The 25,698-nt window shown below is 71.0% G+C and carries 18 protein-coding genes and 2 pseudogenes; 12 read left to right on the top strand and 8 right to left on the bottom strand.

Going from position 1 to position 25,698, the window contains the following annotated elements; genetic code table 11:
• Positions 1-22 precede the first annotated feature (22 nt).
• A complete protein-coding gene (locus J7E96_RS07960; RefSeq protein WP_215128904.1) occupies positions 23-1,261 on the bottom strand; it encodes a MurT ligase domain-containing protein in 1,239 nt (412 codons plus the stop codon).
• A 161-nt stretch (positions 1,262-1,422) separates the two neighbouring features.
• Here J7E96_RS07960 and def point away from each other — a divergent pair, with 161 nt between their 5' ends.
• Entirely contained in the window at positions 1,423-1,968 is a 546-nt protein-coding gene (gene def, locus J7E96_RS07955; RefSeq protein ID WP_215128902.1) for a peptide deformylase, read from the top strand.
• A gap of 41 nt (positions 1,969-2,009) precedes the next feature.
• Here def and J7E96_RS07950 read toward each other — a convergent pair whose 3' ends face one another.
• Entirely contained in the window at positions 2,010-2,657 is a 648-nt protein-coding gene (locus tag J7E96_RS07950) for a TetR family transcriptional regulator (RefSeq protein ID WP_215128901.1), read from the bottom strand.
• 139 nt (positions 2,658-2,796) lie between these two features.
• Here J7E96_RS07950 and J7E96_RS07945 point away from each other — a divergent pair, with 139 nt between their 5' ends.
• Complete coding sequence (locus tag J7E96_RS07945; RefSeq protein ID WP_215128899.1) at positions 2,797-4,023, top strand: acyl-CoA dehydrogenase family protein; 1,227 nt, start codon at positions 2,797-2,799, stop codon at positions 4,021-4,023.
• A gap of 82 nt (positions 4,024-4,105) precedes the next feature.
• Here J7E96_RS07945 and J7E96_RS07940 read toward each other — a convergent pair whose 3' ends face one another.
• Positions 4,106-4,597 carry a glutathione peroxidase gene (locus J7E96_RS07940; protein WP_215128897.1) on the bottom strand — a complete coding sequence of 164 codons (492 nt, stop codon included), beginning with the start codon at positions 4,595-4,597 and terminating at the stop codon, positions 4,106-4,108.
• Between the two features lie 161 nt (positions 4,598-4,758).
• Here J7E96_RS07940 and J7E96_RS07935 point away from each other — a divergent pair, with 161 nt between their 5' ends.
• The 4 genes and pseudogenes from J7E96_RS07935 to J7E96_RS37150 form a co-directional block, all read left to right on the top strand.
• Positions 4,759-6,018 carry an amidohydrolase family protein gene (locus J7E96_RS07935; RefSeq protein WP_215128895.1) on the top strand — a complete coding sequence of 420 codons (1,260 nt, stop codon included), beginning with the start codon at positions 4,759-4,761 and terminating at the stop codon, positions 6,016-6,018.
• A 455-nt stretch (positions 6,019-6,473) separates the two neighbouring features.
• A pseudogene (locus J7E96_RS07930) lies at positions 6,474-6,704 on the top strand (hypothetical protein); the annotation flags it as partial.
• Between the two features lie 128 nt (positions 6,705-6,832).
• Positions 6,833-7,336, top strand: a complete 504-nt coding sequence (locus J7E96_RS07925) for a nucleoside deaminase (protein WP_215128893.1) — start codon at positions 6,833-6,835, stop codon at positions 7,334-7,336.
• Between the two features lie 60 nt (positions 7,337-7,396).
• Positions 7,397-7,881: pseudogene (locus tag J7E96_RS37150) on the top strand (histidine phosphatase family protein); the annotation flags it as partial.
• A 15-nt stretch (positions 7,882-7,896) separates the two neighbouring features.
• Here the strand turns inward: J7E96_RS37150 and J7E96_RS07915 are convergent.
• Together J7E96_RS07915 and J7E96_RS07910 are read right to left on the bottom strand one after the other, a co-directional pair.
• Complete coding sequence (locus J7E96_RS07915) at positions 7,897-8,772, bottom strand: acyl-CoA thioesterase II (protein ID WP_215128891.1); 876 nt, start codon at positions 8,770-8,772, stop codon at positions 7,897-7,899.
• Positions 8,773-8,789: 17 nt separating this feature from the next.
• On the bottom strand, positions 8,790-11,303 hold the full coding sequence (locus J7E96_RS07910) for an RNA helicase (protein WP_215128889.1): 2,514 nt from the start codon (positions 11,301-11,303) through the stop codon (positions 8,790-8,792).
• Between the two features lie 122 nt (positions 11,304-11,425).
• Between J7E96_RS07910 and J7E96_RS07905 the strand changes: the two genes are divergently transcribed.
• From J7E96_RS07905 to J7E96_RS07885, 5 genes are all read left to right on the top strand, one after another.
• Complete coding sequence (locus J7E96_RS07905) at positions 11,426-12,217, top strand: metal-dependent hydrolase (protein ID WP_215128887.1); 792 nt, start codon at positions 11,426-11,428, stop codon at positions 12,215-12,217.
• A gap of 102 nt (positions 12,218-12,319) precedes the next feature.
• Positions 12,320-14,290, top strand: a complete 1,971-nt coding sequence (locus J7E96_RS07900) for an NAD(P)/FAD-dependent oxidoreductase (RefSeq protein ID WP_215128885.1) — start codon at positions 12,320-12,322, stop codon at positions 14,288-14,290.
• Between the two features lie 192 nt (positions 14,291-14,482).
• Positions 14,483-14,872: a hypothetical protein gene (locus J7E96_RS07895; RefSeq protein ID WP_215128883.1), complete on the top strand. Its 390-nt coding sequence runs from the start codon at positions 14,483-14,485 to the stop codon at positions 14,870-14,872.
• 84 nt (positions 14,873-14,956) lie between these two features.
• Positions 14,957-15,565, top strand: coding sequence for a carbonic anhydrase (locus tag J7E96_RS07890; RefSeq protein ID WP_215128881.1), 609 nt, complete (start codon positions 14,957-14,959; stop codon positions 15,563-15,565).
• Positions 15,566-15,669: 104 nt separating this feature from the next.
• On the top strand, positions 15,670-17,076 hold the full coding sequence (locus J7E96_RS07885; RefSeq protein ID WP_251069586.1) for a SulP family inorganic anion transporter: 1,407 nt from the start codon (positions 15,670-15,672) through the stop codon (positions 17,074-17,076).
• A 205-nt stretch (positions 17,077-17,281) separates the two neighbouring features.
• Here J7E96_RS07885 and J7E96_RS07880 read toward each other — a convergent pair whose 3' ends face one another.
• Together J7E96_RS07880 and J7E96_RS07875 are read right to left on the bottom strand one after the other, a co-directional pair.
• Positions 17,282-19,072: an ABC transporter ATP-binding protein gene (locus tag J7E96_RS07880; RefSeq protein WP_215128879.1), complete on the bottom strand. Its 1,791-nt coding sequence runs from the start codon at positions 19,070-19,072 to the stop codon at positions 17,282-17,284.
• Positions 19,069-20,910, bottom strand: coding sequence for an ABC transporter ATP-binding protein (locus J7E96_RS07875; protein ID WP_215128877.1), 1,842 nt, complete (start codon positions 20,908-20,910; stop codon positions 19,069-19,071). The genes J7E96_RS07880 and J7E96_RS07875 overlap by 4 nt, the downstream gene beginning before the upstream one ends.
• Positions 20,911-21,096: 186 nt before the next feature.
• Between J7E96_RS07875 and J7E96_RS07870 the strand changes: the two genes are divergently transcribed.
• A complete protein-coding gene (locus tag J7E96_RS07870) occupies positions 21,097-22,746 on the top strand; it encodes a peptide-N4-asparagine amidase (RefSeq protein ID WP_215128875.1) in 1,650 nt (549 codons plus the stop codon).
• A gap of 7 nt (positions 22,747-22,753) precedes the next feature.
• Here the strand turns inward: J7E96_RS07870 and J7E96_RS07865 are convergent, their stop codons facing one another.
• Positions 22,754-25,693, bottom strand: coding sequence for an FAD-binding and (Fe-S)-binding domain-containing protein (locus J7E96_RS07865; RefSeq protein ID WP_215128873.1), 2,940 nt, complete (start codon positions 25,691-25,693; stop codon positions 22,754-22,756).
• Positions 25,694-25,698: the final 5 nt, after the last annotated feature.

Here is a 25,698-nt window from a genome sequence, read left to right as displayed (position 1 = left end):
TCCTTTTCCGGTGTACGCGGGCCTAGTTGCCGACGCGGCGGCGCAGGTCCTGGAACGCGGTGTAGTTGGCGATCGTCTCGATCAGCCCGGGCGGCGCCAGCTGCACGGCCTCGTCGAGCGTCTCGCAGACCCGGAAGTCCAGGTTCGCGACTTCGAGGCGTACCGCGAGGTCCAGCTTGCGGTCACCGAGCACGAAGATCGGGTGGCCGGCCAGCCGGGTGTAGTCGACGTCCCACAGCCAGGAGGTGTCCGTGCCGTCCGCACCGCGCGCGTTGACGGCCAGGATCACCGGCGTGGGCGGCGGGTTGATGAGAGAAAACGTTTCGAGCCAGCCCGCCGGGTTCTTCGCGAGGAGCAGTCGCAGCTCGCGCTCCTGGAACTGGACGACGTCGTAGCGGCCGGCGACAGCCTGGACCTCGTACATCCGCTCCAGGGCCACCTGCGGCGGCACACCGAAGACGGCCGCGACGGCGGCCGAGGTGGCGGCGTTCGCCTTGTTGGCGCGGCCGGGCAGCTGGAGATGGATCGGCCAGGCCGAACCGTGCGGGTCCAGGACGTGGTCGCCGCTGAGCACCCAGCTGGGGGAGGGGCGGCGGAAGCCGCACTCGCCGCAGAACCAGTCGTCGCCGGGCCGCTGCATGACGCCGCCGCAGGAGGGGCACGACCAGGCGTCGTCCTTCCACTCCTGGCCGGCCGCCACCCACACCACGTTCGGCGAGGACGACGCGGCCCAGACGATCAGCGGGTCGTCGGCGTTCGCGATGACGACGGCCTTCGTGCCGGACAGGCCCTCGCGCCACTTCTCGGCGAGCATCCGGGTCTCGGCGGCGCGGTCGAGCTGGTCGCGGGAGAGGTTGAGCAGTGCGATCGCCTTCGGCGTCACATCGCGCGCGACTCCGGCGAGGTACTTCTCGTCGACCTCGATCACGCCGTACTTCGCGTCCGAGCCGCCTGCCAGGGCGGAGGTGATGCCCGCCGGCATGTTGGCGCCGAGCGCGTTGGAGACGACCGGGCCGCTGGCCCGCAGCGCCTCGGCGATGAGCCGGGTCGTGGTCGTCTTGCCGTTCGTCGCGGAGACAAGCACGACGTCGAGATGCTGGGCGAGCCGCCCGAGCAGGTCGGGGTCGAGCTTGAGCGCCACCTTGCCGCCGATCACGGATCCGCTGCCGCGTCCCGCGGCGCGGGACACCGCCGCCGCGGCCTTGCCTGCCGTCACGGCCAGCTTGGCCCGCGGCGACAACGGCTCCGTGTTGCCTGCCATCGTCACTGATCCTCCTTGCATCCGGCGCCGCATTTGCCCCAGGTCCACCGGTCAACGTCGGGGCTCAGCCTATCGAGATCCAGCCGGGCTCCCGCACCCCGGCACCGCCGGGGCGTTTGTGGCCCCCGGCGGAACGTCCGGTTGCCCGTACGCTTGCCGCCATGCGACACCGCCCGATTCCCGGCAGTTCCGGGCTCGTACGACCCATGACACTGCTCGGCGACCCGGCGCTGCACGCGCCCTGCGAGACGGTGAGCGACTTCGGTCCCTCGCTGGTCCGGCTCGTCGAGGACATGTTCGCGACGATGTACGCCGCCGAGGGGGTTGGCCTCGCGGCCAATCAAGTCGGCGTACCGCTGCGTGTCTTCGTCTACGACTGTCCGGACGATGAAGATGTCCGGCATGTCGGTCACATCGTCAACCCACGCCTGGTCGAGGCCGACGGCATTACCGTACGCGGTCCCGAGGGGTGCCTGTCCCTGCCGGGTATTGAGGCGGGCACGGAGCGGTTCGACCGGGCGGTGGTGGAGGGGGTGTCGGTGGCGGGCGATCCTGTGCGCGTCGAGGGCACCGGCTTCTTCGCCCGCTGCCTGCAGCACGAGTGCGACCACTTGGGCGGGGTGGTCTACACGGACCGGCTGTCCGGCTGGCGCCGGGCGAAGGCCCTGCGGGCGGCGCGGCGGGCGTCGTGGGGCGGCCGGGCGTAGCCGGAACAGGCCCGCGCGGCGGTGTTGGTCCGGGGGTGGGGCTAGAAGCCGGGGCCGTCCACGCGGTCGCCGGCGGCGGCCAGGCGGCCCCAGAGCAGGTCTGCGAGGCTGGACACCAACTGCTCGCGCGAGCACGGGCGTTCGCCCAGCCACCAGTCACCCGCCGCGTGCATCATGCCGACGATCCCATGCCCCCACACCCGCGCCAGCTGCTCGCTGTCCGGACCGAGGTCCACCCGCTCCGCTATCACCATCGCCAGCTCCTCCCCGAGCCGCCGCAGCAGCGGAGCCGAGTGGCGGCCGACGTCGAAGCCCTGCTCGGGCTGGTGGGCGTCCTCGGCGGGGTGCATCAGGAACCGGTACACCTCGGGCAGCGCCTCGATCGCCGCGAGGTACGTGTCCAGCGTCGCCTCGACCCGCTGCCGCCGCTCGGCGGGCGCGTCCAGCGCCGCCCGCAGCGCCGAGAGCAGCGCATCGGTGTGGCGCTTGGCCAGCGCGCGGTACAGCCCGCCCTTGTCCCCGAAGTGCCGGTACAGGATCGGCTTGGTGATCCCCGCCTCCGCGGCGATCGCGTTCATGGAAGCCTGGGGCCCGTCCCGCAGCACCACGCGGTCCGCCGCCTCCAGCAGCTCCCGCCGCCGCCGCGCGGCAGCCGAGCGCTGCTGAGCGTCCTGCTGTGTGGTTTCCATGATGTGTCTCCCCGCCCAAAGCGATTCCGTGACGCCTGGGAAACGTAACACCATGACCGTCGGCCGTGTTGCCGCGGTTGACATGAGCTACTTACCAGTAACAGACTTCTGTTACCGCAAGTAACGCCTGGAGGGGACGATGGCCGAGTTCACGCTCGAACTCAACGACGACCAGAAGCAGGTCCGCGACTGGATCCACGGGTTCGCCGCCGACGTGATGCGCCCGGCCGCCGCCGAATGGGACGAGCGCGAGGAGACGCCCTGGCCCGTCATTCAGGAGGCGGCCAAGCTCGGCATCTACTCCCTCGACTTCTACGCCCAGCAGTTCTTCGACCCCACGGGCCTCGGCATCCCGATGGCGATGGAGGAGCTGTTCTGGGGCGACGCGGGGATCGCCCTGTCCATCGTCGGTACGGGCCTGGCCGCCGTCGGCGTCCTCGCCAACGGCACCGAGGAGCAGATCGGCACCTGGATCCCGCAGATGTACGGCGACCCCAACGACGTCAAAGTCGCCGCCTTCTGCTCCTCCGAGCCCGACGCAGGCTCCGACGTATCGGCGATGCGCACCCGCGCCGTATACGACGAGGCCAAGGACGAGTGGGTGCTGAACGGCACGAAGACCTGGGCGACCAACGGCGGCATCGCCAACGTCCATGTCGTCGTCGCCCTCGTCGACCCCGACCTCGGCTCCAAGGGCCACGCCTCCTTCATCGTCCCGCCGAATACGCCCGGCCTCTCCCAGGGCCAGAAGTTCAAGAAGCACGGCATCCGCGCCTCGCACACCGCCGAGGTCGTCCTGGAGAACGTCCGCGTCCCCGGCCACTGCCTGCTCGGCGGAAAGGACAAGCTCGACGCGCGTCTCGCCCGCGCCCGCGAGCGCGTCCAGAAGGGCGGCGAGCGCGTGAAGAACGCCGCGATGGCCACCTTCGAGGCATCACGCCCGGCCGTCGGCGCGATGGCGGTGGGCACCGCCCGCGCCGCGTACGAGGTCGCACTCGACTACGCCAGGACGCGCGAGCAGTTCGGCCGGCCGATCATCGACAACCAGGGCGTCGCCTTCCAGCTCGCCGACATGCGCACCCAGATCGACGCGGCGCGGCTGCTGGTCTGGCGGGCCTCCTGGATGGCGAGCGCGGGCAAGCCGTTCACCTCGGCCGAGGGCTCGATGTCCAAGCTGTTCGCCAGCGAGACGGCCAAGAAGGTCACCGCACAGGCCATACAGATCCTCGGCGGCAACGGCTACACGCGCGAGTACCCGGTGGAACGCATGCACCGCGACGCCGCGATCTACACGATCTTCGAAGGCACCAGTGAGATCCAGCGCCTGGTGATCGCCCGCACACTGTCGGGCATGCCGATCCGTTAGCCCGTTAGCCCGACAGCCCGTCGACGTCGGAAGGCGCCGTCCCCCTGCACAAGAGGGACGGCGCCTTCGCGTGTCCGTGCCGTCAGGCGGAGGGCAGCTGCGCCTCGATGGCCGCCACGACCTCCGGGGCCTCCGGCTCGACGCGCGGGCGGAACCGGCCGACGACCTCGCCCTTCGCGCTCACCAGGAACTTCTCGAAGTTCCACTGGACGTCCCCGGCCTCGCCGGCCTCGTCCTTCGCCGAGGTCAGTTCGACGTACAGCGGGTGCCGGTGATCACCGTTGACCTCGATCTTCTCCAGCAGCGGGAACGTCACGCCGTAGCTCGCCGAGCAGAACGTGCCGATCTCCTCCGCGCTGCCCGGCTCCTGGCCCGCGAACTGGTTGCACGGCACACCGAGCACCGTGAAGCCCCGGTCCCCGTACGTCTGCTGGAGCCGCTCCAGGCCGGCGTACTGCGGGGTCAGCCCGCACTTGGACGCGACGTTCACCACCAGCACCGCCTTGCCCTCGTAGGCCGCCAGGGTGGTCGGCTCGCCGGTCAGGGTGCGCAGGGGGATGTCGTACAGGCTCATCGCCGTCTCCTATGGCTATGGGCGGCCGGTCCGGCCGCCGGTCGGTCACTGGTTCGTACTGTTTCAGACCTTCGCCCGCTCAAGGGCACCGAGGTTCCGGCCGAGGACGGTTACACCACCGTGTGGTGGTGCACGCACCACTCCTGGGAAGGAATCGCGCCATGACCGGCCCCAGCACCCCCGTACTCCTCCACAACGGACTGCTCATCGACGGCACCGGTGGCGAGCCGGTCGCGGACGGAGCGGTGCTCATCGAGGACGGGCTCATCCGCTGGGCGGGACCGTCGGGGGGGCTGCGCCTGCCCGCACTGCCCGCCCCGGCGCGGCGTATCGACGTACAGGGGAACGCGATCCTGCCCGGGTTCATCGACTGCCACGTGCACATGGCGGCGCCCGGCGGAGCCCTCACCCACGCCGAGGTCGCCGCGATGCCCGTCTCGCTGCGGACCTTTCTCGCCGCGCCGCGTATGAAGCTCACCCTCGACGCGGGCGTCACCACCGCCCGCGACCTCGGTGGCGCGGACGCCGGCCACCGGGAGGCCGTCGAGTCGGGGCTGCTCGCCGGGCCGCGCCTGCTGGTCGCCATCGCCATGCTCACCCCCACCGGTGGCCACGGCGACTTCCGGGCGGCCACCGACAACGGCGAGAACGACCCCGTCATGGGCCGCCTCGCCGACGGTCCCACCGAATGCCGCAGGGCCGTGCGCGAGGTGCTCCGCAAGGGCGCCGACTGCGTGAAGGTCGCGGCCACCGGCGGCGTGTGGAGCCCGACCGACCATCCGGACGACGACGGTTTCCTGGAGGACGAGATCCGTACGATCACCGAGGTCGCGGCAGGCCACCGGGGCACGAAGGTGGCCGCGCACGCCCAGGGCCGCGGCGGCATTCTCAATGCCGTACGCGCCGGAGTCGCCAGCGTCGAGCACGGCTACGCGATCGACGACGAGGCGATCGACCTGATGCTGGAGCGCGGCACGTTTCTCGTGCCGACGCTCACCACCGTGAACACCGACCCCGACCCGCAGAAGGTGGCAGCCTGGGCGTACGAGAAGAAGAAGCACTGGCAGGCCGTCGCCCGCCGGCACATCCCGCACGCTGTCGCGCGGGGCGTCCGTGTCGCCATGGGAACCGACTGCGGCATCGCGGAACACGGCACGAACCTGCGGGAGCTGGAGTACCTCGTCGACTGCGGAATGACGCCGATGGGTGCGATCCGCGCCGGGACGAGTGAGGCCGCCGAACTCCTCGGCCTGGCGCACGAGATCGGCACGCTGGAGGCGGGCAAGCGCGCCGACGTCGTCGTGGCCCGCGGGAACCCGCTGACCGACATCGCGGCTCTCACCGCGCCCGCCAACATCCTGCTCGTCATGAAGGACGGCGTGATGTGCAAGGACCTCGGCAAGCTGGGCAATCTCGACTGAGCCGGACTTCGCTGAAGGAGCCCTGCCCGACGCTGCGGGGCGTACCGGCCGCCGACCTCATCGACCGTTACCTTCCCCACCGGGCCGGCCGGGCCCCGGTATTTGACGATCGGGTGGGTGGTGCTGGGGCGGCCGGCCGGTGCGGGGGTTCGGCCGGCGGTGCACGATCCGTATCAGGAACTACTACGGGAGTGCTGGGCGTTGACCAACGCCGCAGGTCTGACCGGCTCTTGTAGAAGTCTACGAAGAGTCGGCCTCAGCCTTCATGTCTTCCACTCCTAGCTGGCTCCACTCGCGTGGCTGTGTACTCCTCACACAAGTCGCAAGGAAGCGGTGGCCGCAAAGGCCGTCGTTCGACTGCTCTGCTTGATCCTCCTGACTTCTTGCCGACCGAAGGGAAAGTCGTGACTGAGAAGTTTTCCGGTCGGCATACTGAGATCACCTGGCCTGATCTCCCGTCGTGCACGGACTACTTGATCCCGACGATCGTGGACATGCTGCCGATGACGGTGAATGCCATCGATATGGGTGACCCGCACGCGCCGTACGGTGTGCGTGGTGTCGGCGAACCGCCCACCATTTCGGCCACTCCGGCGGTCGTGAACGCCATCCGCAATGCGACGGGGCTGGACCTGACCCACACCCCGGTGGCACAGGAGCACATTGCCGGCGTCGTGCCGCGATGATCTTACGCGGGTCGCCGGCCGTGCGGATTTCTGCGCTGATTGAGTGCTGATCTCAAGGCGGCATCCGCGGACCCCAGTTGTTGCCCCGAATCCGGGGAGCCCCCACCGTCTTCGAAGAAGGAGTGACCGTGACCGCGAACACCCAAGAGACGAGCATCCAGGAGCTCAGCCGCGCCTGGATGGAACAGGCGATCAGCTTGGCCACCAACAGCGTGACGAACGGCGGTGGTCCGTTCGGCGCACTGGTCGCCAAGGGCGGCGAGGTTGTCGCGATCGGGAACAACCAGGTCACCGCGACCCTGGACCCGACGGCGCACGCCGAGGTGAGCGCGATGCGCGGAGCCTGCAAGAAACTGGACACCTTCTCGCTCGAGGGCTGCGTCCTGATCACCTCGTGCGAGCCGTGTCCGATGTGCCTTTCCTCCGCGCTGTGGGCGCGATTCGACCGGATCATCTACGCCGCTGATCGGCACGATGCCGCGGTGGCCGGTTTCGACGACCGCAAGTTCTACGACCTGTTCGAGAAGCAGCCCGCGTCGATGTGGCCGATGCCGGTGGAGCAGCTGGACCTGCCGAACCGTACGGCGCCGTTCGACGCGTGGCTGGCCAAATCCGACCGCATCGACTACTGACGAGGAGTTCTCCTGGAGATCAAGACGCCGCTGTGCGGAGACGGGGAAGGGGGGCGTGCCGGGGTCGAGGAGGCGGCTCCGGCCGCCTCCGGCCGCCTCCGGCAGGCCGAAGCGACCGCGGCGCTGCTGGCGGTCCGCCGCAGCGTGCAGGCGATCGTCGCCGCTGCGGCGCAGCCGGGAGACGGCGGAGGCGGTTGCCGCGCGGCCGGGCCTGGACGTACACGTCGAGGATGGCCTGCGAGAGGCGGACTTCGGCGCCTGGGAGGGGCTGACCTTCGCCGGAGGAGCGCTACGCGGACGACCTGACGGCGTGGCTGTCGGCGGTGGTGTACTCCGCGGATGGGAACGCGGCGGTGCGGCTGCTCAATGACACGGGGCACCTTCGGGACCGCACGACGCCCGTACCACCAGATTCGGCCGCAACCGCACCTGGTGCAGCAGGAGCTGCGCAGCCGGCCGGCCCACTTGGAACTTCGGCGGGGACACCGCCGTCAGCGGGATCTCCGCCCCGCCCTCGTGGTCCGCGTCACGAATGCGCCCCGTAGCGGCGTCTATCCGGGTCAGGACGGCAGCGGGCGGAACAGTCCCTCCTGCACCACCGACACCAGCAAGTTGCCCGCACGGTCGTAGATCCGGCCGCGCGCCAGCCCCCGTGCGCCCGTCGCGATGGGGGACTCCTGGTCGTACAGGAACCACTCGTCCGCCCGGAACGGCCGGTGGAACCACATCGCGTGGTCCAGCGACGCGATGTCGAAATTGCGCGGGCCCCAGAGGGGTTCGACCGGGATACGGACCGCGTCCAGCAGCGTCATGTCGGACGCGTACGCCAGCGCGCAGGTGTGGACGAGCTGGTCGTCGCCCAGCGGTCCGACCGCCCGCATCCACACCGCGCTGCGCGGGTCCGCCTCCTTGATCTCCTCGGCGGTCCAGCGCAGCCGGTCGACGTATCGGATGTCGAAGGGCTGGCGGCGGGCCATCCGCTCCAGTGCCTCGGGCAGCTCGCCCAGGTGCTCGCGGATCTCGTCCGCCACCGTCGGCAGCGAATCCGGGTCCGGGAAGGACAGGCGCGGCGGCAGCTGGTGTTCGAAGGCGGCCTCCTCCGGCTGGTGGAAGGACGCGGTGAGGTTGAAGATCGTCCGGCCCTGCTGGACCGCCGTGACCCGCCGGGTGGTGAAGGAACGCCCGTCCCGTACCCGCTCCACCTGGTAGACGATCGGCATACCGGGGCGGCCGGGGCGCAGGAAGTACGCGTGCAGCGAGTGCACGGGCCGCTCGCCCTCGGTCGTACGGCCCGCCGCGACCAGGGCCTGGCCGGCGACCTGCCCGCCGAAGACGCGTTGCAGGGACTCCTGCGGGCTGCGGCCGCGGAAGATGTTGACCTCGATCTGCTCCAGGTCGAGCAGGTCGACGAGCCGTTCGGCGGGGTTCGTCGTCACGGGTGCTTCTCCTTCTTCTACAGCTGGCCTACCGAGGTGACGCGGACGACCGCCCGCCCCTCCTCGTCCGAGGCGGCGAGGTCGACCTCCGCGCTGATGCCCCAGTCATGGTCGCCGTTCGGGTCGGCGAAGATCTGGCGGACGCGCCACAGACCGTGCTCGGCGTCCTCCTCGATCATCAGCAGCTTCGGACCGCGGGCGTCAGGACCCGTGCCCAGGTCGTCGTACTCGTCCCAGTACGCGTCCATGGCCTCGCCCCACTTGTCCTCGTCCCAGCCGGACTCACCGTCCAGCGCGCCCAGCTCCCGGACGTTGTCCAGGGCGGCCAGCTCGACCCGGCGGAACATGGCGTTGCGTACGAGCACCCGGAAGGCCCTCGCGTTCGCCGTGACCGGCTTGACCTGGTCGGCGCGCTCCTGCGCCTGCTCGGCCGTCTCCACCTCGGGGTTGGCCAGCTGCTCCCACTCGTCGAGGAGGCTGGAGTCGACCTGGCGCACCAGCTCACCGAGCCAGGCGATCAGGTCCTCCAGGTCCTCGGACTTGATGTCGTCCGGGATGGTGTGCTCGAGGGCCTTGTACGCGCCTGCCAGGTAGCGCAGCACGATGCCTTCGGTGCGGGCGAGCTCGTAGTGCGAGGTGAACTCGGCGAAGGTCATGGCCCGCTCGTACATGTCACGGACCACGGACTTCGGCGACACCGGGTGGTCGCCGACCCACGGGTGGCTCTTGCGGTAGACGTTGTACCCGTGCCACAGCAGCTCCTCCAGCGGCTTCGGGTACGTGATCTCCTGGAGCCGCTCCATGCGCTCCTCGTACTCGACGCGGTCCGCCTTCATCTGGCCGACCGCCTCGCCGCGCGCCTTGTTCTGCTGGGCGGCGAGGATCTGGCGCGGGTCGTCGAGCGTCGATTCGACGACGGACACCATGTCGAGGGCGTACGAAGGGGAGTCCGGGTCCAGCAGCTCGTACGCCGCGAGCGCGAACGTCGACAGCGGCTGGTTGAGCGCGAAGTCCTGCTGGAGATCGACGGTCAGGCGTACGGTCCGGCCGTCGGGCTCCGGGGTCTCCAGCATCTCCACCACGCCGCCGTCGAGCAGCGACCGGAAGATGGCGATCGCCCGGCGGATGTGCCGCAGCTGCGCCTTGCGCGGCTCGTGGTTGTCCTCCAGGAGGTGGCGCATGGCGGCGAAGGGGTTGCCGGGGCGGGCGATCACCGAGAGCAGCATGGTGTGCGTGACGCGGAAGCGGGACGTCAGCGGCTCGGGGTCGGAGCCGATGAGCTTGTCGAAGGTCGTCTCCGACCAGGCGACGAAGCCCTCGGGGGCCTTCTTGCGGACCACCTTGCGGCGCTTCTTCGGGTCGTCGCCCGCCTTCGCGAGGGCCTTCTCGTTCTCGACGACGTGCTCGGGTGCCTGGGCGACGACAAGACCGGCGACGTCGAAGCCGGCCCGGCCGGCGCGGCCCGCGATCTGGTGGAACTCCCGGGCGCGGAGCGTGCGTACGCGCGTGCCGTCGTACTTGGTGAGGGCCGTGAACAGGACCGTACGGATCGGGACATTGACGCCGACGCCGAGCGTGTCCGTACCGCAGATGACCTTCAGCAGGCCCGCCTGCGCGAGCTTTTCCACGAGCCTGCGGTACTTGGGCAGCATGCCCGCGTGGTGTACGCCGATCCCGTGCCGGACGAACCGGGAGAGGTTCTGGCCGAACTTCGTGGTGAAGCGGAAGCTGCCGATCAGCTCGGCGATCTGGTCCTTCTCCTCGCGCGAGCACATGTTGATGCTCATCAGCGACTGCGCCCGCTCGACGGCCGCCGCCTGCGTGAAGTGCACGATGTAGACCGGCGCCTGCTTGGTCTCCAGCAGCTCGGTCAGGGTCTCGGTGATAGGGGTCAGGCGGTACTCGTACGAGAGGGGGACCGGGCGGGTCGCGGAGCGCACGACGGACGTCGGGCGGCCCGTGCGGCGGGTCATGTCCTTCTCGAACATCGAGACGTCGCCGAGCGTCGCCGACATGAGGATGAACTGCGCCTGCGGCAGTTCCAGGAGCGGGATCTGCCAGGCCCAGCCGCGGTCCGGTTCGGCGTAGAAGTGGAACTCGTCCATCACGACCTGGCCGATGTCGGCGTGCTTGCCGTCGCGCAGCGCGATGGAGGCCAGCACCTCCGCCGTGCAGGCGATGACCGGGGCGTCGGCGTTGACGGACGCGTCGCCCGTCAGCATGCCGACGTTCTCCGTGCCGAAGAGCTTGCACAGGTCGAAGAACTTCTCCGAGACCAGCGCCTTGATCGGTGCGGTGTAGAAGGTCACCTTGTCCTGGGCCAGGGCGGTGAAGTGCGCACCCGCCGCGACCAGGCTCTTGCCGGAGCCGGTGGGAGTGGACAAGATCACATTCGCACCGGAGACCACCTCGATCAGCGCCTCCTCCTGAGCGGGATAGAGACTGATGCCCTGGTCCTCGGCCCATGAGGAGAAAGCTTCGAAGAGGGCATCGGGGTCGGCGGTCGGGGGCATCTGATCGATAAGGGTCACGCCCCCATCTTGCCTGGCTTCCCCCCTGAACAGGGAACCGGTCGGTCGCACGAAGATCACGGGCGATACGCTGCCGTGTCAACTGGGCGACACCACAAGAGCAAACGGGGCGGGGAACGACCATGATGGGACCGGCGCACTCACTGTCAGGAGCAGCGGCCTGGCTGGGGGTGGGGGCGGCGGCAGCCGCGGCCGGACATCCGATGCCGTGGCCCGTGATCGTCGTCGGCGCCCTGATCTGCGCGGGCGCGGCCCTCGCTCCCGACCTCGACCACAAGTCGGCGACGATCTCGCGCGCCTTCGGACCGGTGTCGAAGGGCGTCTGCGAGATCGTCGACAAGTTGTCGTACGCCGTCTACAAGGCGACAAAGAAGCAAGGTGACCCGCGCAGGACCGGCGGCCACCGCACCCTCACCCACACCTGGCTGTGGGCGGTCGTGATCGGCGCCGGTGCGTCGGCCCTGGCGTACACCGGCGGACGCTGGGCGGTCCTCGCGCTCCTCTTCATCCACCTGGTGCTGGCGGTGGAAGGCCTGCTGTGGCGGGCCGCCAGGATGTCGAGCGACATCCTGGTGTGGCTGCTCGGCGCGACGAGCGCGTGGATTCTGGCGGGCGTACTGGACAAACCGGGCAACGGCGCCGACTGGCTGTTCACCGGCGACGGCCAGGAGTACCTGTGGCTCGGCCTGCCGATCGTGCTCGGTGCGCTGGTGCACGACATCGGTGACGCGCTCACCGTCTCCGGCTGCCCGATCCTGTGGCCGATCCCGGTCGGCCGCAAGCGCTGGTACCCGATCGGCCCGCCGAAGGCGCTGCGGTTCCGCGCGGGCAGCTGGGTGGAGCTGAAGGTGCTCATGCCGGCGTTCATGCTGCTCGGGGGAGTGGGCGGCGCGGCGGCGATGAACTTCATATGACCCGTTGCTGATGCGTTCCGGATGCGTTATGGACGAGTTCCGTTCGGGTGAATCCTGACGCGGACCCGCAGCCGGGCGGGCCAAGATCGAGTTCTTGAGATCATGGAATCCCCAAAGCTGACGCGTCGTCAATTCAGTGCTCGGACCGGCGCGGCGGCCACGGCCGCCGCCGTCACCACTGTCGCCGGGGCGCCTGCTCCCGCAGCGGCGGCCGCAGCCCCCACAGCTCCCGCCGCGCCCGCCGCCCCCCGCTCCACCACCGACTGGCAGACGTGCCTCACCGTCGCCCGAGCCCTGCTGGTGCTCGATGAGGACAACAAGCCCCTGGTCCCCAGGTACGAGAAGATCCTTCTCGGCGACGGGTTCCCGAGGGCCGGCGCCGCGCCGAAGAAGGTGCTGGTGATCGGCGCCGGGCCGGCCGGCATGGTCGCTGCGTCGCTGCTCAAGCGAGCCGGTCACCGGGTCACCGTCGTCGAGGCCAACGGAAACCGCGCGGGTGGCCGCATCAAGACCTTCCGTACCGGCGGCCACGAGAACGCCAAGCAGCCGTTCGCCGATCCGAAGCAGTACGCCGAGGCGGGCGCCATGCGCATCCCCGGCAGCCACCCGCTGGTCATCGGGCTGATCGACCACCTGGGCATCGAACGCCGGCCCTTCCACTACATCGACACCGACCCCGACGGCAAGCCGGTGTACCGCACCTGGATCCGCGTCAACGGGATCAGGGTCCGGCGCGCCGACTACGCGAAGAACCCGCAGGCGGTCAACCGCTCCTTCGGTGTGCCGCGCAAGTACGTGGACGTCCCCGCGTCCGAGATCGTCCGGCAGGCCCTGGACCCCGTCCGCGACGAGTACAGCACCCGCCGGCCCGACGGCACCCGCGTCAACAAGCCGATGCCCGACCTCGTCGAAGGCTGGGCCCGGATCGTCCAGCGCTTCGGCGACTGGTCGATGTACCGCTTCCTCACCGAGCACGCGAAGCTCGACACGCGCACGATCGACCTCATCGGCACGCTGGAGAACATGACGTCCCGGCTCCCGCTGTCCTTCATGCACAGCTTCATGGGCGCCTCCCTGATCAGCCCCGGCACCAAGTTCTACGAGCTGACCGGCGGCACCGCGGTCCTCGCGGACGCCCTCCTCGACGACGTACGCGACGAAGTGCGCTTCGACCGGCGCGTCACCCGCATCGAAACCCGCGACGCGGGCGCCCCGGGGCCGCGCGTGCGGCTGCACACCGTCTCCGAGGGACGCGACGGCGAAGTCGTACGCGAGCAGTTCTCCGGCGACACCGCCATCGTCACCATCCCCTTCTCCGGCCTGCGGCACGTCCAGGTCTCGCCCCAGCTCTCGTACGGCAAGCGCCGGGCCGTCTGCGAGGTGCACTACGACAGCGCCACCAAGGTGCTCCTCGAATTCAGCCGCCGGTGGTGGGAGATGAGCGAGGAGGACTGGAAGCGCGAGCTGAACTCCATGGATCCCGGCCTGTACGACGCCTACCGCAAGGGCCGGGTCGCGAACGACGGGCGGCTGCTCGGAGCCCACCCCTCCGTGCCGCCCGGGCACCTCTCCGAGGCACAGCGCACGCACTACGCGGCGCACTGCTGGGTCTCCCGCGACCAGCCCGAGGCGGCGGAGGTCGTCGGCGGTGGATCGGTGACCGACAACCCGAACCGCTTCATGTTCAACCCGTCCCACCCGGTGCCGGGCAGCGACGGAGGCGTCGTACTCGCCTCGTACAGCTGGGCGGACGATGCCCGGCGCTGGGACTCCTACGACGACGAGGCCCGGTACGCGCTGGCGCTGCGCGGCATGCAGGAGGTGTACGGGCAGCGGCTGGAGGTGTTCTTCACCGGCGTCGGCCGCACGCAGAGCTGGCAGCGCGACCCGTACGCCTACGGGGAGGCGTCCGTGCTCCTGCCCGGGCAGCACACCGAGATCTTCCCGGACATGGGCACCCGCGAAGGCCCGCTGCACTTCGCCGGCTGTCACACCTCGCTCAAGCCCGCCTGGATCGAAGGGGCGCTGGAGTCCGCGGTCCGCGCGGCGCTTGAGGTGCACGGCAGCCGCTGACGGTGCCGTGCCGCGGGGGCGGGCCCGGCGCCGTGGCCGTCGGGACCGTCCTCGGCGCGGGCGGAGGCGTGAGATGTGACCCCGTTCGCGGAGAGTTAACGGCGTTGTAAATTGCCGAGTTGCTGTCCGGTACCTCTTCCAGGACACAATGGTGGCGGTCTTCTTTGCGACGTCCACGGGGGAGGGGAAACAGTGCTGCGGTTCACCGCGGCCGCCAAGGCGCTGCTGCTGGCGGTATTCGCTCTGCTCTCCCTCACGGTGGCGACCGGCAACGCCGCCGCGGAGCCTTCCGCCGCCGGTCCTGCGGCTGTTGCCGAACCCGAGACGGTGCCGCCGGTGGCCGCGCAGGGTTCGTGTTCGCCCCCCGACTCCGATTCCGCGGCCCACCCCGGCCAGGTCCGCCGGGCGCAGCGGCCGGAGACCGGCGCCCCGCAGACGGCCGTCCACGCGGTCTGCGCCCTGTCCTCCCCGCTCGCGGAGCTCCCGCGGCACGCCCTTCCGGCGGACAGCGGTGCGCCGTACTGCCACGCGCCGTCCAGATCTGGGGACTTCCCCGTCGCCCTCCAGGTTTTCCGCTGCTGATGACGCGGCCCGTACGGACCGATTCCCGTACGTACTGATCCGTCACATCCCGGTACTGTCATCGCTCCTGGAGGCGACCCCCCCATGCAGACCTTCATCGACCATGCCCGCTCCCTGGGCGAACGGATAGCGGCGCGCGACGAACAGCGCGAGTGGTTCGGGCGGCTGGCGGCAGGCCAGTCTCCGCAGGCGCTCTTCATCGCCTGCTCCGACTCGCGCGTCGTTCCTTCCCTGATCACCGGCGCGCGTCCCGGCGAGCTTTTCGAGTTGCGTACGGCGGGCAACGCGGTGCCCGGCTACCACGCGGACCGGCCGAGTGGTGAGGCCGCGACCATCGAGTACGCGGTGAGTGTGCTGCGGGTTCCCGACATCGTGGTGTGCGGGCACTCCCACTGCGGGGCCATCGGCGCGCGGGTGCGGGGTGAGGACCTCCGCGCCGTACCGGCGGTCGAGGGCTGGCTGAACAGCCAGCTGCCGGACGATTTGGACGGACTCCACGAGGACGCCGACACGGAGGTGGCGGCGGCCGTCCAGCGCAACGTCCGCGAGCAGGTGGAGCGGCTGCGCGCCTACCCCTGCGTGGCGGAGCGGCTGGCCGCCGGACAACTGCGGCTGCACGGCTGGTTCTACGCCGTGGACACGGGAGTGGTGCTGGCGCATCAGCCTGCCGCCGACGCGTTCCTGCCGCTGTGAGCGCCGGCGTGAACACCGTCGTCAAGGCCGTTACGAAGCGTTTCGGCGGGCGGCGCGGCCGGGGCGACCTCCGTGCCGATTTCACCGCCTCGCTCGTCGTCTTCCTGGTGGCGGTGCCGCTGTGCGTGGGCGTGGCCGTCGCCTCCGGCGTACCCGCCGAACTGGGCCTGGTCACCGGGATCGTGGGCGGGCTCGTCACCGGACTGCTGCCCGGCAGCAGCCTCCAGGTCAGCGGCCCGGCGGCCGGGATGACCGTGCTCGTGTACGAGGCCGTGCAGGAGTACGGGATCGGCGCACTCGGCGCGATCGTGCTGGGCGCCGGAGTGCTGCAACTCGCGATGGGTGCCCTTCGGCTGGGCCGCTGGTTCCGGGCGATCTCGATCGCGGTGGTGCAGGGCATGCTCGCCGGTATCGGCCTGGTGCTGATCGCCGGCCAGCTGTACGCCCTGGCCGACGCCGGGGCGCCCGCCGGTGGCCTCGCGAAGATCGGCGGCCTGCCGGCGCTGGCGGCCGACACCTTGGCGTCGGGACCGGCCCTGGCCGCACTCGGCATCGGCGTCGGCACGGTGGCGGTGCTGGTGCTGTGGCCGAGGATTCCGGCCGCGGCGCGCGTGCTGCCCGCCCCGCTCGCGGCGGTCGCACTCGCGACAGTGGCGGCGGTGGCGTTCGACCCACCGGTCGCGCGGGTGGAGGTCAAGGGACTGCTCGACGCCGTACAGCCGCCTGGAATCTCGGACTTGGCGGGGCTCGCCGAGGTGGGCCTGCTGGGCACGGTGGTCGCCTTCACGCTGATCGCGTCGGCCGAGAGCCTGTTCAGCGCGGCCGCGGTGGACCGGCTGCACGACGGCCCGAGGACCGACTACGACAAGGAGCTCGTCGCCCAGGGCGCGGGCAACGCGGTGTGCGGAATGCTCGGCGCGCTGCCGATGACGGCGGTGATCGTACGCAGCTCGGCCAACTTGCAGGCGGGGGCGCGCACCAAGGCCTCCCGCGTTCTGCACGGGGTGTGGCTGCTCGTCTTCGCCGCGGCGTTCCCGGCGGCTCTCGGCGTGATTCCGGTGGCGGCGCTGGCCGGTGTGCTGGTGCACGCGGGCTGGAAACTGATCCCGGTGAAGGAACTCGTCCCGCTGTGGCGCGAACACCGGGGCGAGGCGGTGGTGCTCGGCACTACGGCGCTCGCGATCGTGGTGACCAACATGTTCGAAGGGGTACTGATCGGCCTGCTGCTGGCGGTCGCGAAGTCGGCGTGGGAGATCTCGCACGTCCATGTCGAGGTCTCCGGCGGAGACGAGGACGACCGGGGCCCGGTACGCGTCCGCGTCCTCGGCAACGCGACCTTCCTGCGGCTGCCGGAGCTCCTGGACGAACTGGAGGCGCTGCCGCGCGACCGGCCGATCGAGCTCGACCTAGCGGGCCTGCGCCACGTGGACCACGCCTGCGGCGCGGCCCTGACGGCGTGGGCGGACCGCCACAACGAGGCGGGGGTGGAGCCAGTACGCGTCGCGGCCTGACCGCCGCGCAGCAGCGACGAGGCCGCGCACGGACCGCGCCGCTGGGCGGGCGGCGGCCCACCACTTACGCCCGGTCGCCCCGCCCGGGGGGCGGCGCCGGCCCGGTGCCGTGCGACTACGTGGCGAACGGACGGCGTCGCCACGGGTGAAGGTCCACCGCGTATTCCGTGGTCCGCGGGGGCATGCCCCCGCGAAGGACACAGACCTAGCCGTGCCAGGAGCGCCAGAGCGCCGCGTACGCGCCGTCCGCCGCCACCAGTTCGTCATGGCTGCCCAGTTCGCTGATCCGGCCCTCCTCGACCACCGCGATCACATCCGCGTCGTGCGCGGTGTGCAGCCGGTGCGCGATCGCCACGACCGTACGGCTGTCGAGGACGCGGGCCAGTGAACGTTCCAGATGCCGCGCCGCCCGGGGGTCCAGCAGCGACGTCGCCTCGTCCAGCACCAGCGTGTGCGGGTCGGCGAGCACCAGACGGGCCAGCGCGATCTGCTGCGCCTGCGCCGGGGTGAGCGCGTGGCCGCCGGAACCGACCTCGGTGTCGAGGTCGTCGTCCAGCGCCCGCGCCCAGCCGTCCGCGCCGACCGCCCCGAGCGCCGCCCACAGGTCGGTGTCCTGCGCGCTCGTACGGGCCAGCAGCAGGTTGTCGCGCAGGGTGCCCACGAAGACGTGGTGCTCCTGGTTGACCAGTGCCACATGCGCGCGCACCCGCTCGGCCGGCATCCGCGACAACTCCGCCCCGCCGAGCGTCACTTCACCCGTACGCGGCGCGTAGATCCCGGCGAGCAGCCGGCCGAGGGTGGACTTCCCGGCGCCCGAAGGGCCGACCAGGGCGAGACGCGTCCCCGGCGCCACGTCCAGCGTCACCTTGTGCAGTACGTCGACGTCCGCCCGGTACCCGAAGTGCACCGAGTCGGCGCGCACCGCACGCCCGTCCGGCGCCACCTTCGCGTCACCCGCGTCCGGCTCGATCTCCCGTACGCCCACGAGCCGTGCCAGCGACACCTGCGCGACCTGGAGTTCGTCGTACCAGCGCAGGATGAGGTTGACCGGATCGACCAGCATCTGCGCGAGCAGGGCGCCCGTCGTCAGCTGGCCGACATTGATCCAGCCCTCCAGGACGAAGACGCCGCCGATCAGCACCACCGAGCACAGGATCGTCATGTGCGTGACGCTGATGACGGGGAAGAGCACGGTCCGCAGCCACAGCGTGTACCGCTCCCACGCCGTCCACTCCCTGACCCGCCGCTCCGACAGGGCCACCCGGCGCCCGCCGAGGCGGTGCGCCTCGATGGTCCGCCCGGCGTCCACGGTCTCGGCGAGCATCGCGGCGACCGCCGCGTAACCCGCCGCCTCCGAGCGGTACGCCGACGGCGCCCGCTTGAAGTACCAGCGGCACCCGATGACCAGCACCGGAACGGCCACCAGCACCGCAAGCGCCAGCGGCGGGGCCGTGACGGTCAGGCCGCCGATCAGCAGGCCCGCCCACACCACACCGATGGCGAGCTGCGGCACGGCCTCGCGCATCGCGTTGGCCAGCCGGTCGATGTCGGTGGTGATGCGCGAAAGCAGATCGCCGGTGCCCGCCCGCTCCAGCACGCCCGGCGGCAGACCGACCGCCCGTACGAGGAAGTCCTCGCGCAGGTCGGCCAGCATCTCCTCGCCGAGCATGGCGGCCCGCAGCCGCATCTGGCCGGTGAAGAGAGTCTGGACGATCAGTGCGAGCGCGAAGATCGCCGCCGTACGCTCCAGGTGGAGCTCACGCGCCCCGTCCGCCAGATCCTCGACGAGCGATCCCAGGAGGTAGGGGCCCGCCATCGAGGCGATGACGGCGACCGCGTTGAACGACACGAGCACGGCGAACGCCCTGCGGTGCCGCCGCATCAGCTCGCTCACGTACGTCCGTACGGTCGCCGGACTGCCGACAGGCAGAGTCGGCAACAACCCAGCCGACTCCGGTGCCGCCGGGTCGTACGTCGGTGGCGCCACGCCGATCATGCCGATTCCTCGATTTCTTCCAGTACGGGTACGTCGGCCTGTTCCATGACCGGGGCCACCTCGGCCATCTCGTCGTCCGTCTCGCGCGTGACGACCGCGCGGTACCGCGGGTCGGTGTGCAGCAGTTCGCGGTGCACGCCCACCGCGGCGACCGCGCCCTCGTGGACGAGCACCACCCGGTCGGCCCGGTCGAGCAGCAGCGGCGACGACGCGAAGACGACGGTCGTACGCCCCGTCCGCAGCCGCTTCACGCCCGCAGCGACCCGCGCCTCGGTGTGCGAGTCGACGGCCGAGGTCGGCTCGTCCAGGACCAGTACCTCGGGGTCGGTCACCAGCGACCGTGCCAGCGCCAGGCGCTGACGCTGGCCGCCGGAGAGCGAACGCCCGCGCTCCGTGATCCGGGTGCGCATCGGGTCGTCCGTGCTGTCCGCCGACGCCTGGGCGAGCGCGGCCAGTACGTCGTCGCACTGGGCCGCGTCCAGCGCGTCCGCCGCCGCCACGTTCCCCGAAGCCGGTACGTCGAGCAGCTCGCTCAGCGTACCCGAGAGCAGCACCGGGTCCTTGTCCTGGACCAGGACCGCACTCCGCGCGGTGATCAGCGGCAGGTCGTCGAGCGCCACCCCGCCGAGCAGCGCCGAAGGCGGCGCCTTCTCACCGGTGGCGGTGTCCGTGGTGGCGTGACCGCCGAGGCGCTCCGCGAGTTCGCCGGCCAGATCCGGGTCGCCGCACACGACGGCGGTGAACCGGCCCGCGGGGGCGAGCAGTCCGGTGGCCGGGTCGTACAGGTCACCGGCCGGGGTCTCTTCGACGGCGGAAGCCTCGGGGGCACCCGGTGCGTACGCCGTGCGCTCCAGCCCCAGCACCCGCGCGGCCCGCTTGGCCGACGGCCGCGAGAAGGAGTACGCCATCGCGATCTCCTCGAAGTGCCGGAGAGGATAGAGCAGCAGTGTCACCGCGCTGTAGACGGTGACCAGTTCGCCGACCGCGACCCGTCCGTCGAGGGTGAGCTTCGCGCCGTACAGCACGACCGTGATCAGCAGCAGGCCCGGCAGCAGCACCTGGACAGCCGAGATCAGCGCCCACATGCGGGCGCTGCGCACTGCCGCCTTGCGTACCTCCTGCGAGGCGCTGCGGTAGCGGCCGAGGAACAGGTCCTCGCCGCCGATGCCGCGCAGTACGCGCAGGCCCGCGACGGTGTCGGACGCCAGCTCGGTGGCCTTGCCCGCCTTCTCGCGCTGGGCGTCTGCCCGCCGCGTCGCCTTCGGCAGCAACGGCAGTACGGACAGGGCCAGTACGGGCACCCCGATGGCCACCACGATGCCGAGCGCGGGCTGGTAGACCATCAGCCCCACGCACACGACGACGAGCGTGAGCGCGGCGGCGGCGAAGCGCGAGAGCGCCTCGACGAACCAGCCGATCTTCTCGACGTCACCGGTGGAGACGGCGACGACCTCGCCCGCCGCGACCCTGCGGGTCAGCGCGGACCCCAGCTCCGCCGTCTTGCGGGCCAGCAGCTGCTGCACGCGTGCGGCGGCGGTGATCCAGTTGGTGACGGCGGTCCTGTGCAGCATGGTGTCGCCGAGGGCGACGGCCACACCCAGCAGGGCGATCAGCCCGGCGGCCAGCGCCAGCCGACTGCCGGATCTGTCGACCACGGCCTGTACGGCGAGCCCCACGCCCAGTGGCAGGCCTGCCACACCGCACTGGTGCAGCAGGCCCCACGAGAGCGACTTCAGCTGCCCGCCGAGCTGGTTCCGCCCGAGCCAGTAGAGGAATCGGGGACCGGACCGGACGTCGGGGACGCCCGGATCGGGATACGGAAGATCGCGAATCTGCATGACGTCCCACGGCTCGGTGTGCTTGCTTGCGCTTGCTTGTGCCAGCCTGTGCTGGCGAAACCGTGCAAGGTTCGCGTTTTTCCACCTGAAACCGCAATCGATTTATGGGCGCCGGCACACAGAACACGCCAAGATCCAACATCTCACTCTGGCGCTACCGGCCCGCCCCCGCTTCACTCCTGACGCATGAGACGACCAAAAGTCATGTGCGTGTTCGCCGCCCTGGCGCTGGCCGCCGGAACGGTGTTCGGGGCAGGTCAGGCCGGCGCGGCCACCGCCGCAGGCGAGCCGCCCGCCGAATTCGGCCGCGACTGGCACGATCCCGTCACCGCGGCGCCGCCCGTCGAGGCCCCCGCCACCCGCTCCTGCCAAGTCACCGTCGCGCAGGCCGAGTTCCGCGACTTCACGCCGTACCGGGGCGGATACGCGCCCCCGGAGGAGTGCGGAGACCGCTGGAGCAAGGTGGTGCTCCGGCTCGAAGGCAACGTCGCGGGACGGCAGTACGACCGGCTCGGCTACCTGCACATCGGCGGCGTCGAGGTACTCCGCACCTCCACCCCGCAGCCCTCTCCCGAAGGCATCACCTGGTCCGTGGAGAAGGACGTCACCCGCTACAGCGACACCCTGCGCCGCGAACAGCCCGTCGAGATGCTCATCGGCAATGTCGTCAACGAGACGTACACCGGCATCATCGACGTCAGGGCGACCTTGACGTTCTACGTAGCCGAAGGCCGCACCAAGCCGCCCGCCACCACCCCGGACCGCGTCCTCACCCTCGACGGCGGGAATTCCCTCACCACCCCGCGCAACTCCGAACGCATCGTCGCCGAGGTGTACGCGACGGGCTCGGGCGGCGGCTGCGAGGAGTACTGGTACCTGTCCGCCCCCGAGGAGGCGCCTTACTCCTGCACGACCCCGGACGGCCCCTACCGCGAGGTGCAGATCAAGGTCGACGGACAACTCGCGGGAATCGCCGCCCCGTTCCCGACGGTCTGGACCGGCGGCTGGTCAAACCCCTTCCTCTGGTACGTGATCCCCGGCCCCCGTGCCTTCGACGTCAAGCCCGTCCAGTACGACCTGACGCCCTTCGCGGGCAGGCTCAACGACGGCCGCCCGCACCGCGTGGAGGTCTCGGTCGTCGGTGTCCCCGAGGGCCGGACCGGCTGGAGCACACCCGTCAATGTGCTGGTGTGGCAGGACGAGGGGAGTGCGGTGGTTACGGGCGCGCTGACCCGGCACGACAACGGCGCGCCGGCCAACTCCTCGGCGTACACGCCGGGTTCCGAGCACCGTCTCGACACCAAGGGCGGTCACCGGCTCACCGTCTCCGGCCATGTGAACACCTCGCACGGGCGTGTCGTCACGACCGTCGACCGGATGCTCGCCAACACCTCCGTCCACCGCTGGACCGATGGCGAGAAGCTGGACGCACTCAAGGGCACGTGGACGGACAACGAGACCGTCACCACCGACGGGCGCGGCCCGGCCACCACCGTGCGCGCCCACCGGACGTACACGATGGAAGGCACGACGACACTCGGCGCGGGCGACCGCCTGCGTACCGTGCTCGCGCTCGGCGACCGCGCCGACACCTCCACGGAGCGCGGCGGGAAACGCGCGTCCTGGTCGCGGTTCGACGACGCGTACGAGGGCGACGCGACGTACACCGCGAACGTCCCGCGCGACCAGCGGCACGCGGTCGGCACGTCGAGTGAGCGCTACCGGCTGTACGGGACGGCGGGCTGCTACGACCGGAGCCTGAAGACGGCGCAGGGGACGGTGACGGAGGACCGGCTGCGCGGTCCTTTCGGTTCCCGGGCATGTGACCGTAAATAAGAGGGAGTCAGTCGGCCAGGCTGGTGGGGCGGGTCACGCGCTCCAGCTCCAGCAGTACGGACCGGTAGCCGCGGCCCGTCGCGCGTTCCATCCCCACCTCGCACATGCGGTTCGCGGAGAGGTACACGTCGTACTCGCGCGCCCCGACCTCCGCCGCCTCCCGCGCCGTAGCCGACTCCGTCAGCTCCGTGTGCAGCATCCCGCGGTCGCCGGCGAACGCGCAGCAGCGTACGTCGTCCGGCACGACGACTTCCTCCGCGCACGCTTGCGCCACGGTACGCAGGTGCTCCTCGTCGCCCAAGTGCCGCATGGAGCATGTGGGGTGCAGGACGGCGGATCCCGCCCTGCGCAGCACTGACAGACGCGGCAGCAGCTCGTCGGCGGCCCAGACGACCGAGTCGACGACGGTCAGCTCCGCGTGCAGCTCACGGTTGGCGTCGGTGAGGTACGGCGCCACCTCGTGCGCGATGCCCAGCGTGCAGGACGACGCGTCGACGACCAGCGGCAGCGTGCCGCCGGCGGTCCAGCCCCAGGCGGCCTCGACGATGCGGTTCGCCATGACGGTGGTGCCCGCGCGGTAGCCCTTCGAGTGCCAGATCGTCGCGCAGCACGTGCCGGCCACATCGCCGGGGATCCACACCGGCCGTCCGGCGCGCTGCGACACGGCGACCACGGCGTGCGGGAGCGAGGGCCCCCGATAGCCCTCCGGCTCGCCGAAGATGCGGTTCACGCAGGCCGGGTAGTACACGGCGTGCGCGCCCGTGCGCGCGGTGCGGGGGAGGGACCTGGCGGCGGCGCCGGGGAGCTGCGGCAGCCACCGCGGGACCAGGTCCGGGCGTACCGCCTTGCGGGCCAGGCCCGTGACCGCCTGGAGGAGCCGGTCGCCGGCGCGGTCCGCGGCCGCCACCGCGAGGCGCGCGGACGCCTCCACGGCACTGAAGTGCTGGGCGGTCAGCGCCGCGATCCGTTCCTCGCGCGGCGAATGCCTGCGGTGCCTGAAGTCCTTCATCAGCGCGCCGGTGTCGATACCGACGGGACAGGCGAGCTTGCACGTCGAGTCCCCGGCGCACGTGTCCACCGCGTCGTACCCGTACGCGTCGAGCAGCCCGTCCTGGACCGGCGAACCTGCCGGCTGGCGCGTCATCTCCCTGCGCAGCACGATGCGCTGGCGCGGAGTGGTCGTCAGATCGGCGCTGGGGCAGGTCGGTTCGCAGAAGCCGCACTCGATGCACGGGTCGGCGATCAGCTCGACCTTCGGGATGGTCTTGAGGCCGCGCAGATGCGCCTTCGGGTCGCGGTCCAGGACGATGCGCGGGGCAAGCACCCCGTCGGGGTCGATGACCTGCTTCGTACGCCACATCAGTTCCGTCGCCTTCGCTCCCCACTCCAGCTCCAGGAACGGCGCGATGTTGCGGCCGGTGGCGTGCTCGGCCTTGAGCGAGCCGTCGAAGCGCTCGACGGTGAGCCGGCAGAAGTCGTCCATGAAGGCGGCGTACCGCGCGACGTCCGCGGGGTCGGCGGCGTCGAAGGCCAGCAGGAAGTGCAGATTGCCGTGCGCGGCGTGACCCGCGACGGCCGCGTCGAATCCGTGCCGGCTCTGGAGCCGCAGGAGGGCCTCGCATGCGTCGGCGAGCCGCGACGGCGGTACGGCGAAGTCCTCGGTGATCAGGGTCGTACCGGCGGGGCGGGCGCCGCCGACCGCCGTGACGAACGCCTTACGGGCCTTCCAGTACCCGGCGATCGTCTTCGCGTCCCGGGTGAACTCATTGGTCACCGAGGCGACCGGCACGACGAGTTCGAGCCCGCCCAGCACCTCGGCCGCCGCCCGTTCGTACGCCGCGAGACGCGCCTCGTCGGGCGCCCGGAACTCCACCAGCAGCGCCGTCGTCTCCTTGGGCAGCCGCGCCCAGTCCGCCGGTACGCCCTCGACGCTCACCGAGGCGCGCAGCGTGTTGCCGTCCATCAGCTCGACGGCGATCGCGCCCGCGTCGTTGAAGCGGGGGACGGCGGCGGCCGCGGCGGACAGCGTGGGGAAGAAGAGCAGCGCGGTGGAGAGTTCGCGGTCCAGCGGCAGTGTGTCGAAGACGACCTCGGAGATGAAACCGAAGGTGCCCTCGGAGCCCACCATCAGGCCCCGCAGGATCTCCACGGGCGTCGCGCCGTCGAGGAAGGCGTCGAGCCGGTAGCCGTTGGTGTTCTTGATCTCGTACTTGGCGCGGATACGGGCCGTGAGCTCCGCGTCCGCCTCGATCTCCGCCTTGATCGCCATGAGCCCCGCGCACAAGCCGGGCTCCGCGCAGGCCAGTTCCTCGTCGGCTGCCGGGTGCGAGGTGTCGACGACCGTACCGGTCGGGAGCACGAAGGTGAGGGAGGCGACCGTGCGGTAGGAGTTGCGGGCGGTGCCCGCCGTCATGCCGGACGCGTTGTTCGCCACGACGCCGCCGATCGTGCAGGCGATGGCGCTCGCGGGGTCGGGGCCGAGGACGCGGCCGTGGCGCGCGAGCGAGGCGTTGGCCCGTACGACGGTGGTCCCCGGGCGGATCCGGGCGCGGGCGCCGCCGTCCAGGACCTCGATGCCTGCCCAGTGGCGGCGTACGTCGACGAGGATGTCCTCGCCCTGGGCCTGGCCGTTGAGCGAGGTGCCCGCCGCCCGGAAGACGACCTCGCGGCCCCTGCCATGGGCGTACGAGAGCACTGCCGAGATGTCGTCGATGTCCTCGGCGACCACGACGACCCGGGGGAGGAAGCGGTACGGGCTGGCGTCGGACGCGTACCGCACGAGGTCGGAGACCTTCCACAGCACCTTGTCCGCGCCGAGGAGCGCGGTCAGCTCGCCGCGCAGCGGATCCGGTGTGCCGCCGGCCATGGTGTCCGGCACCCGGTCGGGCGCGGGGCCGTGCGGGGCGGCGGGGCGCAGTGATCCGGGGTCTGGCTCCAGCAGCGGCATCCAGG

It is taken from the genome of Streptomyces sp. ISL-96 (assembly GCF_018614035.1).
Classification (GTDB): domain Bacteria; phylum Actinomycetota; class Actinomycetes; order Streptomycetales; family Streptomycetaceae; genus Streptomyces.
This window is presented reverse-complemented; position numbering and strand designations above follow the sequence as displayed.

What these genes read in the sequence shown, in the direction of transcription:
- J7E96_RS07960 (WP_215128904.1), bottom strand. Translation starts at nt 1,261, where the DNA reads ATGGCAGGCAACACGGAGCCGTTGTCGCCGCGGGCCAAGCTGGCCGTG.
- def (WP_215128902.1), top strand. Translation starts at nt 1,423, where the DNA reads ATGCGACACCGCCCGATTCCCGGCAGTTCCGGGCTCGTACGACCCATG.
- J7E96_RS07950 (WP_215128901.1), bottom strand. Translation starts at nt 2,657, where the DNA reads ATGGAAACCACACAGCAGGACGCTCAGCAGCGCTCGGCTGCCGCGCGG.
- J7E96_RS07945 (WP_215128899.1), top strand. Translation starts at nt 2,797, where the DNA reads ATGGCCGAGTTCACGCTCGAACTCAACGACGACCAGAAGCAGGTCCGC.
- J7E96_RS07940 (WP_215128897.1), bottom strand. Translation starts at nt 4,597, where the DNA reads ATGAGCCTGTACGACATCCCCCTGCGCACCCTGACCGGCGAGCCGACC.
- J7E96_RS07935 (WP_215128895.1), top strand. Translation starts at nt 4,759, where the DNA reads ATGACCGGCCCCAGCACCCCCGTACTCCTCCACAACGGACTGCTCATC.
- J7E96_RS07905 (WP_215128887.1), top strand. Translation starts at nt 11,426, where the DNA reads ATGATGGGACCGGCGCACTCACTGTCAGGAGCAGCGGCCTGGCTGGGG.
- J7E96_RS07900 (WP_215128885.1), top strand. Translation starts at nt 12,320, where the DNA reads ATGGAATCCCCAAAGCTGACGCGTCGTCAATTCAGTGCTCGGACCGGC.
- J7E96_RS07890 (WP_215128881.1), top strand. Translation starts at nt 14,957, where the DNA reads ATGCAGACCTTCATCGACCATGCCCGCTCCCTGGGCGAACGGATAGCG.
- J7E96_RS07880 (WP_215128879.1), bottom strand. Translation starts at nt 19,072, where the DNA reads ATGATCGGCGTGGCGCCACCGACGTACGACCCGGCGGCACCGGAGTCG.
- J7E96_RS07875 (WP_215128877.1), bottom strand. Translation starts at nt 20,910, where the DNA reads ATGCAGATTCGCGATCTTCCGTATCCCGATCCGGGCGTCCCCGACGTC.
- J7E96_RS07870 (WP_215128875.1), top strand. Translation starts at nt 21,097, where the DNA reads ATGAGACGACCAAAAGTCATGTGCGTGTTCGCCGCCCTGGCGCTGGCC.
- J7E96_RS07865 (WP_215128873.1), bottom strand. Translation starts at nt 25,693, where the DNA reads ATGCCGCTGCTGGAGCCAGACCCCGGATCACTGCGCCCCGCCGCCCCG.